Origin of the sequence: Pseudomonas sp. MNR3A, assembly GCF_009650575.1 — a bacterium.
GTDB classification, from domain to species: domain Bacteria; phylum Pseudomonadota; class Gammaproteobacteria; order Pseudomonadales; family Pseudomonadaceae; genus Aquipseudomonas; species Aquipseudomonas machongensis.
On record NZ_VZZS01000002.1, the window covers coordinates 65,944 to 79,356 of the forward strand.

The 13,413-nt window shown below is 64.6% G+C and carries 13 protein-coding genes; 11 read left to right on the forward strand and 2 right to left on the reverse strand.

Annotated elements, in window-relative coordinates; all coding sequences use genetic code 11:
- Positions 1-20: 20 nt before the first annotated feature.
- A complete protein-coding gene (locus F6X62_RS00580; protein WP_239502730.1) occupies positions 21-1,241 on the forward strand; it encodes an MFS transporter in 1,221 nt (406 codons plus the stop codon).
- Between the two features lie 15 nt (positions 1,242-1,256).
- Here F6X62_RS00580 and F6X62_RS00585 read toward each other — a convergent pair whose 3' ends face one another.
- Both F6X62_RS00585 and F6X62_RS00590 read right to left on the reverse strand, forming a co-directional pair.
- Positions 1,257-1,805, reverse strand: a complete 549-nt coding sequence (locus F6X62_RS00585; protein WP_153772512.1) for a serine acetyltransferase — start codon at positions 1,803-1,805, stop codon at positions 1,257-1,259.
- Positions 1,806-1,825: 20 nt separating this feature from the next.
- Positions 1,826-2,476 carry a hypothetical protein gene (locus tag F6X62_RS00590; protein WP_226938331.1) on the reverse strand — a complete coding sequence of 217 codons (651 nt, stop codon included), beginning with the start codon at positions 2,474-2,476 and terminating at the stop codon, positions 1,826-1,828.
- 210 nt (positions 2,477-2,686) lie between these two features.
- Here F6X62_RS00590 and F6X62_RS00595 point away from each other — a divergent pair, with 210 nt between their 5' ends.
- From F6X62_RS00595 to F6X62_RS00640, 10 genes are all read left to right on the forward strand, one after another.
- Complete coding sequence (locus F6X62_RS00595; protein WP_054892204.1) at positions 2,687-3,148, forward strand: Lrp/AsnC family transcriptional regulator; 462 nt, start codon at positions 2,687-2,689, stop codon at positions 3,146-3,148.
- Positions 3,149-3,313: 165 nt separating this feature from the next.
- Complete coding sequence (locus tag F6X62_RS00600) at positions 3,314-4,996, forward strand: NAD(P)/FAD-dependent oxidoreductase (protein WP_153772402.1); 1,683 nt, start codon at positions 3,314-3,316, stop codon at positions 4,994-4,996.
- Positions 4,997-5,011: 15 nt separating this feature from the next.
- On the forward strand, positions 5,012-5,806 hold the full coding sequence (locus F6X62_RS00605) for a carbon-nitrogen hydrolase family protein (protein ID WP_054892202.1): 795 nt from the start codon (positions 5,012-5,014) through the stop codon (positions 5,804-5,806).
- A gap of 91 nt (positions 5,807-5,897) precedes the next feature.
- Complete coding sequence (gene pqqF, locus F6X62_RS00610; protein ID WP_153772403.1) at positions 5,898-8,231, forward strand: pyrroloquinoline quinone biosynthesis protein PqqF; 2,334 nt, start codon at positions 5,898-5,900, stop codon at positions 8,229-8,231.
- A 167-nt stretch (positions 8,232-8,398) separates the two neighbouring features.
- Positions 8,399-8,476, forward strand: a complete 78-nt coding sequence (pqqA, locus tag F6X62_RS00615; RefSeq protein WP_081255326.1) for a pyrroloquinoline quinone precursor peptide PqqA — start codon at positions 8,399-8,401, stop codon at positions 8,474-8,476.
- Between the two features lie 72 nt (positions 8,477-8,548).
- The gene (gene pqqB, locus F6X62_RS00620) at positions 8,549-9,460 is read left to right on the forward strand and encodes a pyrroloquinoline quinone biosynthesis protein PqqB (RefSeq protein ID WP_153772404.1); all 912 of its coding nucleotides are present in this window, start codon (positions 8,549-8,551) and stop codon (positions 9,458-9,460) included.
- A gap of 9 nt (positions 9,461-9,469) precedes the next feature.
- On the forward strand, positions 9,470-10,225 hold the full coding sequence (gene pqqC, locus F6X62_RS00625) for a pyrroloquinoline-quinone synthase PqqC (RefSeq protein ID WP_054892199.1): 756 nt from the start codon (positions 9,470-9,472) through the stop codon (positions 10,223-10,225).
- Positions 10,222-10,497, forward strand: a complete 276-nt coding sequence (gene pqqD / locus F6X62_RS00630) for a pyrroloquinoline quinone biosynthesis peptide chaperone PqqD (RefSeq protein WP_054892198.1) — start codon at positions 10,222-10,224, stop codon at positions 10,495-10,497. Before pqqC ends, pqqD begins: the two co-directional genes overlap by 4 nt.
- Positions 10,469-11,617, forward strand: coding sequence for a pyrroloquinoline quinone biosynthesis protein PqqE (pqqE, locus tag F6X62_RS00635; protein ID WP_153772405.1), 1,149 nt, complete (start codon positions 10,469-10,471; stop codon positions 11,615-11,617). The genes pqqD and pqqE overlap by 29 nt, the downstream gene beginning before the upstream one ends.
- Positions 11,583-13,406 carry a S9 family peptidase gene (locus F6X62_RS00640; protein ID WP_153772406.1) on the forward strand — a complete coding sequence of 608 codons (1,824 nt, stop codon included), beginning with the start codon at positions 11,583-11,585 and terminating at the stop codon, positions 13,404-13,406. The genes pqqE and F6X62_RS00640 overlap by 35 nt, the downstream gene beginning before the upstream one ends.
- Positions 13,407-13,413: the final 7 nt, after the last annotated feature.

Genomic DNA, 13,413 nt, shown 5'->3' on the forward strand with positions numbered 1-13,413 from the left:
TAGCCTTTGCGAGAGCAACCATGAGCGATACCTTACCCAAAAGCATGCGCGAACGCCGCAACGGTCTGTCTCGCGCTGCCTCCCTGTGGTTATTGGGGGCGATACTGATCGCCTTCTCGGCTGCGGCCAGCGCGCCGACACCTCTCTACGCCCTCTACCGCGAAACCTGGGGCTTCTCGCCGGCCTTGCTGAGTGTGGTCTTCAGCATCTACGCGGGCGGTTTGCTGCTGACGTTGCTGGTGTGCGGCTCGCTGTCCGATCACATCGGCCGACGCCCGGTGATAGCAGCCGCCTTGGCACTGGAGGTGTTGGCCATGGCGGTATTCCTGCGTGCAGAATCGGTCGAGGCGTTGATCGTCGCCCGCTTGCTGCAGGGCTGCGCCACAGGGCTTGCCACCAGTGTGCTGGGCGCCGCGTTGCTGGATTTCGACCGTGAGCGCGGGCCGCTGCTCAACAGCGTGACACCGATGCTGGGCCTGGCCCTTGGCGCTTTGGGCAGTAGTGCGTTGATGCAGTTTTCCGGCGAACCACTGCACCGGGTGTTCCTGGTTCTGTTGGGGATCTTTGCGTTGTTCGCGTTGGTGCTGGCGCGCCTGCCGGAAAGCATCAGCCGTCAGCCCGGTGCATGGGCCTCGCTGCGGCCACGGGTGCGGATTCCGCCGCAGGCCCGGCGGGCCTTCTGGCGGATCGCACCGCTGAATGCGAGTCTCTGGGCATTGGGGGGCTTCTACCTGTCGCTGGGGCCGACGCTCGCGCGCCAGGTCACAGGGCTGCAGGCACCGCTGGTCGGCGGCACCTTGGTCTTTCTCCTCACCAGTTGCGGCGCGCTGGGCATCTTCGTCCTGCGCAACAGCGAGGCCCAGGTGATCCTGCGCCGCGGCAGCCTGGCACTGGTCACCGGCCTGCTGCTGACCCTGATCGGCGTGGACTGCGGTCTGGCCTGGCTGTTCTTCCTCGGTACCGCAGTCGCCGGCCTGGGCTTTGGTGGCGGATTTCTCGGCGCCTTGCGCTCGGTCGTGCCGCTGGCCCACGCTCACGAACGCGGCGGGCTGATGGCCGGGTTCTATGTGCTGAGTTACCTGGCCTTCAGCCTGCCGGCAGTTGCCGCCGGCATCGCCACCCAGCATGTCGGGCTGGTCGTTACCACCAATGCCTATGCCTGTGTGTTGCTGCTGGCGGCAGTCATGGTGCTTTTGTCGGGCAGTCGCAGCAATCGTTCGCCTGCAGCGTCGGTCGGCTGAACCTCACGGCAACCGTCAGCGCTGCAGCAGCGTCGCCTGCCGCGGGTTGTAGAACGTCGTGTCGGCGGGAATGTCGCGGGTGACCAGTGACATCGCACCGATCACCACGTTGTCGCCGATGCGCAGGCGGTCGGCGATGATGCAACTGTTGGCGCCCAGGCTGACGTTGTCGCCGATCTCCAGCGCGTAGTGCTCCAGCCCCAAGGTCTTGATACCGATCGTGCAGTTCTGGCGAATGAAGAAATTGCGCCCGATCCGTACATGCCGAGTAATGACAACGCCTGGCAGATGGGCGATGCGCAATCCGGGCGCGATCTGCGCGCCTATGTCGATGTCCACCGCATACTTCAGATTGAGTCGCTGCTGCATGCCACGGGCATACCGGCGGGCCAGCCCCCCTCTGCCATCCAGATACTGAGCCAGACGGTAGGAAAACAGGAAGCGCAGCTTGTTATCCCTGCGCGACCGACGCAGGACGTTACTTAGCAAACTGACCAACCGTCCCGGCTTCTTTTTGTTGGAGACTTCCAGTCGCCAGCACTCCAGCAGATGTTCGAAGGTCAATGCCGGTTTCCCCTGCGTTATCAAAAGCCCCAGCGTAACAAGGTTTTCCAGAAATACTTCAGCGGCGAGCGCAGGTGGCGCCCCCAGTTCTGCTGCCACTGCGCATCCTCATGCCGGGCGACACGCGCATCCTGGGAGGCGGCAGTGCTGATGCGGCGGAACAGCATCGGGTAGGCGCAGTGCTGCTTGATCCGTCGCTTGAACAGGCTGTCCAGCGTTCTACCGTCGTAGGGCGCGGCAACCAGCACTCGACAGCCTTCCTGGGAAAGAATGTACGCATGCGGTGCACTGACCCGCCCACGGGCGATGAATGGAAACCAGGTCAGCCAGGTGCGGCCCATCGTATAGCCCAGGTGCAGGCTCTCGAACGGCCGGGTGGCGATGAAGCGGTTGATCCAGTTGATCGACGTGGCACGCCAGTCGTAGGGCTTGGCATCGTCCTCGAAAATCAGGATGCGCTGCCAGCCGTGCTCCAGGGCCATCAGCGCCAAGGCGCGATGGGACTCGTAGTGGCCCCGAATCGGGTTGATGTCCTTGTCCCTGAGGTGGAAGACCAGTGGATTGCCAATCCTGCTGCCCACTTCCCGCATGAAGCGCTCGCGGCTGTCCTGCCGATCGCGCAAGGAAACACAGAACGCCGCATCGACGTCGAACTTGAACAGGCTGGACACGTGGCACCTACAGCTAGGCAGAGGGGATTTCTGGCGTCAATTCTTTAGCGAGAATGATTATCAAATACCAAGTGCCGCATCATAATACGCACCCGCTCAAGGACAGAAGTGAAATCGATTTAATCATTTTGCCATCATCGTGCGAACGGCTCATCTTGCCGCCCGAGCCCAGGTCTGGCTAGGCTAGCGCACCCATTGCAGAGATTTGTCATGCCGGACTCCCGCGCCATCGCCCTCGACGAAATCGATCGTCAGCTCATTGCCCTGCTGCAGATCAACGCCCGCGAAAGCGTCGCTACCCTCGCACGCCAGCTGGGCATCGCCCGCACCACCGTCACGTCGCGCCTGGCGCGCCTGGAAAAGCACAAGGTGATCACCGGCTACGGCGTGCGCCTGGGCCAGCGCCTGGTCGGGGGTGGTCTGCAGGCCTATGTCGGCATCACGGTGCAACCACGATCAGGGCGCGAAGTGGTGCGCCGCCTGTCGGCGATGGGGCAGGTACAGCAGCTGTGCGCGGTGAGTGGCGAGTTCGACTACGTTGCCTGGCTGCTCAGTGACTCACCGGAACAGCTGGACCAGTTGCTCGACCAGATTGGCAGCCTGGAAGGGGTGGAAAAGACCACCACCTCGATCATCCTGAGCAGCAAGGTGGATCGCGGGCAGCCTGGATAGGCGTTTGTCATAATGCGAACCCTGATCGTCATATCGACATATCAGCCTGCATATCGACGCCACTATTGCTCTTAATTACGAACGCCACGCTTCATAAAATGACCGCCACGCATTTCCTATACTCAGGCTCCGCCCTCAGCGCAGCCGCTCTGGCAAGGTCATCAGATGAACAAGAAAAACCGCCACCCCGTCGACGGCAAGCCGCCGGTCACCATCTTCGGCCCTGATTTTCCCTTCGCCTTCGATGACTGGCTCGAGCATCCCGCAGGCCTTGGCAGCATTCCCGCTGAAAGGCATGGCGAAGAAGTGGCGATCGTCGGTGCCGGCATCGCCGGGCTTGTGGCGGCCTACGAGCTGATGAAGCTGGGCCTCAAGCCGGTCGTCTACGAAGCCTCGAAGCTCGGCGGGCGCCTGCGCTCGCAGGCCTTCAACGGCACCGACGGTATCGTCGCCGAGCTGGGCGGCATGCGCTTCCCGGTATCGTCCACCGCGTTCTACCACTATGTCGACAAGCTCGGCCTGGAAACGAAACCCTTCCCCAACCCGCTGACCCCGGCGTCGGGCAGCACGGTGATCGACCTCGAAGGCCAGACCTACTACGCCGAGAAAGCCGCCGACCTGCCGGCCCTGTTCCACGAGGTCGCCGAAGCCTGGGCCGATGCGCTGGAGGACGGCGCACGCTTCGGCGAGATTCAGCAGGCCATCCGCGAGCGCGACGTACCGCGCCTGAAGGCCCTGTGGGATACCCTGGTGCCGCTGTGGGACGACCGCACCTTCTACGATTTCGTCGCCACCTCCAAAGCCTTCGCCAAGCTGAGCTTCCAACACCGGGAAGTGTTCGGCCAGGTCGGTTTCGGCACCGGCGGCTGGGATTCGGACTTCCCCAACTCGATGCTGGAAATTTTCCGCGTGGTCATGACCAACTGCGACGATCACCAGCACCTGGTGGTCGGAGGTGTGGAGCAAGTGCCGCAGGGCATCTGGCGGCATGTGCCGGACAGCGCTGCGCACTGGCCGGCCGGCACCAGTCTTCGCTCGCTGCACGGCGGCGCGCCGCGGGCCGGGGTCAAGCGCATCGCCCGCGCCAGCGATGGCCGCCTGGCGGTTACCGACAACTATGGCGACACCCGCCACTACGCCGCCGTGCTCACCACCTGCCAGAGCTGGCTGCTGACCACCCAGATCGACTGCGAAGAGTCGCTGTTCTCGCAGAAGATGTGGATGGCCCTGGACCGCACCCGCTACATGCAGTCGTCGAAGACCTTCATCATGGTCGATCGCCCGTTCTGGAAGGACAAGGATCCGCAGACCGGCCGCGACCTGCTGAGCATGACGCTCACCGATCGCCTGACCCGCGGCACCTACCTGTTCGACAACGGCGACGACAAGCCGGGAGTGATCTGCCTGTCGTACGCATGGATGAGCGATGCGCTGAAGATGCTGCCGCATCCGACCGAGAAACGCGTGCAGCTTGCCCTGGATGCGCTGAAGAAGATCTACCCGAAAACCGACATCGCCGGGCACATCATCGGCGACCCGATCACCATCTCCTGGGAGGCCGACCCCTACTTCCTCGGCGCCTTCAAAGGCGCGCTGCCAGGTCACTACCGCTACAACCAGCGCATGTACGCGCACTTCATGCAACAGGACCTGCCCCCCGAGCAGCGCGGCATCTTCATCGCTGGCGACGACGTGTCCTGGACCCCGGCCTGGGTCGAAGGCGCGGTGCAGACGTCGCTGAATGCGGTGTGGGGTATCATGAACCACTTCGGCGGCAAGACCCATGCGGACAATCCCGGGCCGGGCGACGTGTTCCACGAGATCGGCCCGATCGCCCTGCCTGACTGAGACGAGGAGGCGCTCATGCGCATCGCCCTGTTCCAGGGAGCGCCCAGGCCACTGGACGTGCCCGGCAATCTAGAACGCCTGCAGCACCAGGCACAACTGGCGGCAGCGCGGGGCGCGCAACTGCTGGTGTGCCCGGAGATGTACCTCAGCGGCTACAACATCGGCGCCGAAGCGGTGCAGCGCCTGGCCGAACCTGAAGACGGACCGTCGGCCATGGCGGTGGTGGAGATTGCCCAGGCGCAGCGCATCGCCATCGTCTATGGCTACCCGGAGCGGGCCGAGGACGGCTCGATTCACAACAGTGTGCAACTGATCGATGCCCACGGCCGCAGCCTGTGCAACTACCGCAAGACCCACCTGTACGGCGAGCTGGACCGCTCGATGTTCAGCCCGGGCGCCAACCACTTTCCGGTGGTCGAGCTCGATGGCTGGAAGCTGGGGCTGCTGATCTGCTACGACATCGAATTCCCCGAGAACGCCCGGCGCCTGGCGCTTGAGGGTGCCGAGCTGATCCTGGTGCCGACCGCGAACATGACGCCCTACGACTTCGTCTGCCAGGTGACGGTGCGCTCGCGGGCGCAGGAGAACCAGTGCTATCTGGTATACGCCAACTACTGCGGGGCTGAGGGTGAGATCCAGTATTGCGGGCAGAGCAGCATCATCGGCCCGGACGGCAGCCTGCTGGCCATGGCCGGACGCGAGGAATGCCAATTGCTGGCCGACCTTGAGCACGAGCGGGTCGTGAAGGGGCGTGAGGCGTTTCCGTATCTTGCGGACCTGCGGCGGGATCTTCACCGCGGTCAGGATTGAAGCCGACGGCAAAGGCGCGGGTTCACCGACGAAATCGGCACCGTGGCAGATGGCACCGGCCCGGCCGCCGTAAATGCGCTAGCATCGCTCCATGACCGACGCTATCAACACACTCACCCTGCCCAACGGCCTGCGCCTGACCCTGCGCCACGCCCCGCGCCTCAAGCGCGCCGCCGCCGCCTTGAGGGTCCATGCCGGCAGTCATGACGCTCCGGCGAGGTGGCCGGGCATAGCGCACTTTCTCGAGCACCTGCTGTTCCTCGGCACCGCGCGCTTCCCGCTGGAAGACGGCCTGATGCGGCATGTGCAGGCATTCGGCGGCCAGGTCAATGCCAGTACCCGCGAACGCACCACCGATTTCTTCTTCGAAGTGCCTCCCACGGCCCTGGGCTCAGCGCTGGAGCGCCTGTGCCAGATGCTCGCCGAACCGGACCTGAGCCTGGCACGCCAGCACCGCGAGCGTGAAGTGATCCATGCGGAGTTCATCGCCTGGTCGCGCAATGCCGAGGCGCAACGCCAGTTCAGGCTGTTGCAATGCGTATCGCCACATCATCCCTTGAGCGGGTTCCACGCAGGCAACCGGTACAGCCTGGCGTTGCAGGACCCGGCTTTCCAGCGCGCGCTGGGCGACTTCCATGCTCGCTTCTATCGCGGAGGGCAGATCCATCTGAGCCTGTGCGGGCCGCAATCGCTGATGCAGCTCGAAGCACTGGGCCGGCAGTTCGGCAGCCTGTTCAGGGCGGGCGAAATGCAAGCACAAACACCTCCCGCCCCCTTGCTCGATACCCCCTTGATCGAGCTCGAAGCCTCCAGAGGCGGCCTTGATTTGCTGTTCGCCCACGAGCACCTTCCGCCAGGTGCCGAGCAGGCCCTGGACCTGCTGCAAGCCTGCCTGAGCGACAGCCGTCCGGGCGGCTGGCTCGATGCCCTGCGCCAACGCGGCTGGCTCCAGGAGGTTCACAGCGATTCGCTGTATGCCTTTGCCGGCCAGTTGCTCTGGCACATCCGCCTGCAACTGCAGCCGGACGCCCCGCCAGCCGAGGTTCGCGCACTGCTGCACGGCTGGTTCGGCGCGTTGCGGCGCCTGGACGCCGCAGCGCTCAACAACGAGTTCGAGCGCCTTCAACACAGTCGCAAGCAAGCAGCCAGCGCACTTGAACTCGCCCGTCGGGACAGTGCCCAGCGGCCGTTCGAAGCGCTGGATGCCCAGGCACTGAAAGCCTTCAAGGCACTGCTCGATGATCTGCCGAGCGGTGAGCAGGGCCAATGGCAGCAACCGCACGATGAGCCCCTGCTGATCGCCGACCTCCCGGTTGGATGCGCAGCGCTGCCGGATGATCTGACCGTCAGCGACATCCTGCCGGTCGAGCGAGGATTCGCGACGCTGTATCTACGCTGGCGTATCGCCTCGCCCCTGCGCCAGCGCTTTCACGCAGTGCTGTCACAAGCGCTGCAACCACTGCTCGAACGCGCCCGCCGCGCCTCGCTGCAGCTGGACTTCTCTCTCATTGGCGAACACTGGCAACTGCGCTGTGCGGGCACGTCTGGCGCGGTAATCCGCACCCTCGACCTGGCCTTGGAACACCTGCGCCACCCTGCACCCCACTTGCTGAACACACCTGCGCCCGCCGAGCCAGCGCACATCCCGATCAGGGCACTGCTCAAGGCACTGCCAGATCACCTGCGCGAGGCAACCATACAGCCACAGCCAGCCTGCCTGCTGGACCTGACAATGCTTGGGCAGATCTGGGCCAGCGCGCCTCGACACGGCCTCGCCATCGGCTTCGATGGCGCAGCGCAAGCGGCCCTCGGCGCGGTATTGGCACATGCACCGGGGTTGCCGGAGGCGCCACCGCCGGCCTCCCGGTCGTTGCCGGCCCGACGCTGGCTGCATCACCCCACGGGCGGCAGCGAGCATGCGCTGCTGCTGTTCTGCCCGGTTCCCGCACACGATGAAGGCGCAGGTCGGGTACTGGCGCAAGCGCTGCAAGGGCCGGTTTACCAGCGCCTGCGGGTCGAACTGCAACTGGGCTATGCCGTGTTCAGCGCCTTTCGTCAGATAGAAGGCCAAGGCGGCCTGCTGTTCGGTGTGCAATCGCCACAGGCAACGCCCGGCCAGATTCTCGAACACCTGCTCAGCCTGTTGGCCGACGGCGTCACGTTCGACCCCGCCGCCGTACGGGCCCTGGCCGCGCAGTTCGAGGAGCCGGCGATGGCCAATGCGGAAGTCGCCGAATGGGCCTGGCAGACATATCTGGCTACAGAGCCGACAGACCTTTCCCATCTGCGCAGGTCTATTCTCAGGACAGACCAGCCAATACTGGACGATCTGGTGAAACGCCTTCTGGACGCCGAGCACGGCTGGCTATGCCTGGCCACCAGCGAAGCACCGGATGCGCGCTTTGAGCAAATTCCCTCTGTCTGAGGCGAGGATTGTTACCTGTACTGCAAGGGCGCTTTTCGAAGAATTAACCTTTCGGTACAAATTTTTCTTGTAAGATAGCGCAATCTCAGCCAATGGAACCTCCTGACTCAGGCGGCACCAAAGTAGATAGCTGACATCCACCCACACCATCCGGAAGGAGTTCGACCATGACCACCTGGACCAAACCCGCTTACACCGACCTGCGCATCGGCTTCGAAGTCACCATGTACTTCGCCAGCCGCTAAGCAGCGCTGCAGTGCAACGCCTCGGCCCGCCGGGGCGTTTTCGTTTCATGGACCAGGGGCAAGACAGTAGCCATGTACATCCAGATTCTCGGTTCCGCCGCCGGTGGCGGTTTCCCCCAGTGGAACTGCAACTGCGTCAACTGCAAGGGCTTTCGCGATGGCAGCCTGCGCGCAACGGCACGCACCCAGTCGTCCATTGCCCTGTCCGACGACGGTGAGCACTGGATCCTGTGCAACGCTTCGCCCGACATCCGCGCCCAGCTCCAGGCCTTTGCACCGATGCAGCCGGCACGAGCCCTGCGCGACACCGGTATCGACGCGATCGTCCTGCTCGACAGCCAGATCGACCACACCACCGGCCTGCTCAGCCTGCGCGAAGGCTGCCCGCACCAGGTCTGGTGCACCGACATGGTCCACCAGGACCTGAGCACTGGCTTCCCGCTGTTCACCATGCTCAGCCACTGGAACGGTGGCCTGCAGTGGAATCGCGTCGAGCTGCAAGGCAGCTTCGTCATCCCCGCCTGCCCTGATCTGCAATTCACGCCCTTCCCATTGCGCAGCGCGGCGCCACCCTATTCGCCGCACCGTTTCGACCCGCACCCAGGCGACAACCTTGGCCTGCTGGTAGAGGACCTGCGCACTGGTGGCAAGCTGTTCTACGCGCCGGGGCTGGGTCAGGTCGACGACAAGCTGCTGCAGATGATGCACGGCGCCGACTGCCTGCTGGTCGACGGCACCCTGTGGGAAGACGATGAAATGCAGCGCCGCGGCGTCGGCACCCGCACCGGCCGCGAAATGGGCCACCTGGCCCAGCACGGCCCCGGTGGCATGCTGGAGGTGCTCGATGCCTTCCCACGCCAGCGCAAGGTGCTTATCCACATCAACAACACCAACCCGATCCTCGACGAAGACTCCCCGGAGCGCGCCGAAGTCCAGCGCCGGGGCGTGGAAGTCGCCTACGATGGCATGAGCATCGAGTTGTAAGGAGGCCTGATGAGCGACGCACTGCCGATGTCCCCTGCCGAGTTCGAGCAGGCCCTGCGCGCCAAGGGCGCCTACTACCACATCCATCACCCCTACCACGTGGCGATGTACCAGGGCCGCGCCACGCGCGAGCAGATCCAGGGCTGGGTGGCCAACCGCTTCTACTACCAGGTGAACATCCCCATGAAGGATGCCGCGATCCTGGCCAATTGCCCGGACCGCGAAGTACGCCGCGAGTGGATCCAGCGCCTGCTCGACCACGACGGCGCCCCCGGCGAGGACGGCGGCATCGAGGCCTGGCTGCGCCTCGGCCAGGCGGTGGGCCTGGACCCGGAGCAACTGCGTTCGCAGGAGCTGGTGCTGCCCGGCGTGCGCTTCGCCGTCGACGCCTATGTCAACTTCGCCCGCCGCGCCTCCTGGCAAGAAGCGGCCAGCAGCTCGCTGACCGAGCTGTTCGCCCCGCAGATCCACCAGTCGCGCCTGGACAGCTGGCCGCAGCACTATCCCTGGATCGATCCGGCCGGCTACGAGTACTTCCGCACCCGCCTGGGCCAGGCCCGACGCGATGTAGAGCACGGCCTGGCGATCACCCTGCAGCACTACACCACGCGCGAAGGGCAGGAGCGTATGCTGGAAATCCTGCAGTTCAAGCTGGATATCCTCTGGAGCATGCTCGACGCCATGAGCATGGCCTATGAACTGAACCGCCCGCCCTATCACAGCGTCACAAGCGAACGGGTCTGGCACAAGGGGATCGCACTATGAGTCTCGACCGCACACTGGTGCCGAACTGGCGCACCGGCTACCGCTTCCAGTACGAACCCGCGCAAAAGGGCCACGTGCTGCTGTACCCCGAAGGCATGATCAAGCTCAACGACAGTGCTGGCCTGATAGGTGGGCTGGTCGATGGCCAGCGCGATGTCGCGGCGATCATCGCTGAGCTCGAACAGCAATTCCCCGGTATCCCGGAAGTGGCCGAGGACATCGAGCAGTTCATGGAGGTGGCCCGTGCCGAACACTGGATCACCCTCGCCTGAGGTGCCGGTCGGCCTGCCGTTGTGGCTGCTGGCCGAGCTGACCTACCGCTGCCCGCTGCAGTGCCCGTACTGCTCCAACCCGTTGGACTTCGCCGCCCAGGGCAAGGAGCTGAGCACCGAACAGTGGTTCGAGGTGATGGCTCAGGCCCGTGAAATGGGCGCGGCGCAGATCGGTTTTTCCGGCGGCGAGCCGCTGGTGCGCCAGGACCTCGCCGAGCTGATCGGCGAGGCCCGGCGCCTGGGCTACTACACCAACCTGATCACCTCCGGCATCGGCCTCACCGAGCAGAAGATCGCCGCGTTCAAGCAGGCCGGTCTGGACCATATCCAGATCAGCTTCCAGGCCAGCGACGAACAGGTGAACAACCTGCTGGCCGGCTCGAAGAAAGCCTTCGCGCAGAAGCTGGAAATGGCGCGTGCGGTGAAAGCCCACGGTTATCCGATGGTGCTGAACTTCGTCACCCACCGGCACAACATCGACCGGATCGACCGCATCATCGAGCTGTGCATCGCCCTCGAAGCCGACTTCGTCGAACTTGCCACCTGTCAGTTCTACGGCTGGGCGCACCTCAATCGCCTGGGCTTGCTGCCGACCAAAGAGCAGCTCGAACGCGCCGAGCGCATCACCAACCAGTACCGTGATCGGCTGAAAGCCGAAGGCAATCCGTGCAAACTGATCTTCGTCACCCCCGACTACTATGAAGAACGCCCCAAGGCCTGCATGAACGGCTGGGGCAGCCTGTTCCTGACCATCACCCCCGACGGCACCGCCCTGCCCTGTCATGGCGCGCGTCAGTTGCCGGTGCAGTTTCCCAACGTGCGCGACCACGACCTGCGGCATATCTGGTACGACTCGTTCGGCTTCAACCGCTTTCGCGGTTACGACTGGATGCCCGAACCCTGCCGTTCGTGCGACGAAAAGGAAAAGGACTTTGGCGGTTGCCGCTGCCAGGCCTTCATGCTCACTGGCGATGCCAGCAAGGCCGACCCGGTGTGCGCCAAGTCGCCGGATCACGGCATCATTCTCAAGGCCCGCGAGGAGGCGCAGACCGCTCAGATGAACATCGAACAGATGACCTTCCGCAATGAGCGCAACTCCCGTGTCATCGCCCGCGGCTGAGTTCAGCGCCACCCAGGCGGTGGCCGCCGGCACCGACTTCGCCGAACTCAAGGTCGGCGAGCAGGGGCTGTTCTGGAACGAATTCCGCCCCGCCGATGGCGCCTGCCGCATCTGGCACTGGCGCCAGCAGCAGGCCCACTGCCTGACACCGGACGGTTTCAGCGCGCGCAGCCGGGTCTATGAATACGGCGGCGGCAGTTTCTGCCTGGCCCCAGAAGCGGTGGTCTTCGTCAACGAGAAGGACCAGCAGGTCTACAGCCAGGCGCTGGACGGCTCGCACCCCCAAGCACTGACAGCAGCCTCAGAATGCCGCTATGGCGACCTCCAATGGCATGACGGCCAGGTGCTGGCGGTCGAGGAGCGGCATGGCGAATGCGTCGAGCACCGCCTGGTGACGCTGGCAGCAGGCACGCGCCAGGTACTGGTCGAAGGTGCCGACTTCTACGCCTCCCCTGTTCTGAGCCCCGACGGTCAGCGCCTGGCGTGGATCGAATGGGATCGCCCGGCGCAGCCCTGGACCCTCACCCGCCTGATGAGCCGCGCGCGGCAAGCCGACGGACACTGGGGGCCGACGCACTGCGTGGCCGGCGAGGACGAATCCCTGCAACAGCCTCGCTTCGACACTGACGGCAGGCTGTATTGCCTATCCGACCGCAACGGCTTCTGGCAGCCCTGGGGCGAGTTCGACGGCGGCTGGCAGGCTATCCCTGCCGAAGCTGCCGACCACGCTGCTGCGCCGTGGCAACTGGGCGCCTGCACCTGGCTGCCCCTGGGCCCGCAAGGCTATCTCGCGACCTGGTTCGACAACGGCTTCGGCAAGCTGGCGATTCGCAGCGAAGACCAAGACCTGCAAGTGTTCGCCGAGGACTACACGCGGTTTCGCAGCCTGGCGATGGACGCACAGCACCTCTATGCCATCGCCGCCTCACCCACGCGCCCACCGGCAATCCTCGCCATCGCACGCGACGGCCAGCGCAGTCGGATCCTGGCAGGTGGCGGCGAGGTACTGCCAGCCGAGCGCATCAGTTATCCACAGCCCATCCGCTACCCGAGTGGCGACGCCCTGGCCCATGGATTCTTCTACCCAGCCATGGACAGCCAGCACAAACCCCCGCTGGTGGTGTTCATCCACGGAGGCCCGACCTCGGCCTGCTACCCGGTACTCGACGCACGCATCCAGTACTGGACCCAGCGTGGTTTCGCCGTCGCCGACCTCAACTATCGCGGCAGCAGCGGCTATGGCCGCGCCTATCGCCAGGCATTGCACCTGCGCTGGGGCGAAATCGACGTGCAGGACGCCTGCGCCGCCGTTGCCTTCCTCGCCGGGCAAGGCTTGATAGACCCGGACAAGGCGTTCATTCGCGGCGGCAGTGCCGGCGGCTACACCACCCTGTGCGCCCTGGCCTTCCACGACGTATTCCGCGCGGGCGCCAGCCTCTATGGCGTCAGCGACCCCATCGCGCTGGGCAAGGCGACTCACAAGTTCGAAGGCGATTACCTGGACTGGCTGATCGGCGACCCGCAGCAAGATGCCGAGCGCTACCGGGAACGCACACCGCTACTGCATGCTGAGCGGATCAAGGCGCCGGTGATCTTCTTCCAGGGTGAGCTGGATGCGGTGGTAGTGCCGGAACAGACCCGCAGCATGCTGGAGGCGCTGAAAGCCAATGGCATCGAAGCGGTTGGGCACTTCTACCCTGAGGAGCGTCATGGTTTTCGCAAGGCACAGAACCTTGCCCATGCGCTGGAAGAGGAATGGCGGTTTTATTGCCGGGTGCTGGCGGGTTGAGGGGGCC

Bases quoted from the DNA above. Each gene is read 5' to 3' on its own strand.
- pqqA (WP_081255326.1), top strand. From the start codon at position 8,399: ATGACCACCTGGACCAAACCCGCTTACACCGACCTGCGCATCGGCTTC.
- pqqB (WP_153772404.1), top strand. From the start codon at position 8,549: ATGTACATCCAGATTCTCGGTTCCGCCGCCGGTGGCGGTTTCCCCCAG.
- F6X62_RS00605 (WP_054892202.1), top strand. From the start codon at position 5,012: ATGCGCATCGCCCTGTTCCAGGGAGCGCCCAGGCCACTGGACGTGCCC.
- F6X62_RS00600 (WP_153772402.1), top strand. From the start codon at position 3,314: ATGAACAAGAAAAACCGCCACCCCGTCGACGGCAAGCCGCCGGTCACC.
- F6X62_RS00595 (WP_054892204.1), top strand. From the start codon at position 2,687: ATGCCGGACTCCCGCGCCATCGCCCTCGACGAAATCGATCGTCAGCTC.
- pqqC (WP_054892199.1), top strand. From the start codon at position 9,470: ATGAGCGACGCACTGCCGATGTCCCCTGCCGAGTTCGAGCAGGCCCTG.
- pqqF (WP_153772403.1), top strand. From the start codon at position 5,898: ATGACCGACGCTATCAACACACTCACCCTGCCCAACGGCCTGCGCCTG.
- pqqD (WP_054892198.1), top strand. From the start codon at position 10,222: ATGAGTCTCGACCGCACACTGGTGCCGAACTGGCGCACCGGCTACCGC.
- F6X62_RS00640 (WP_153772406.1), top strand. From the start codon at position 11,583: ATGAGCGCAACTCCCGTGTCATCGCCCGCGGCTGAGTTCAGCGCCACC.
- F6X62_RS00580 (WP_239502730.1), top strand. From the start codon at position 21: ATGAGCGATACCTTACCCAAAAGCATGCGCGAACGCCGCAACGGTCTG.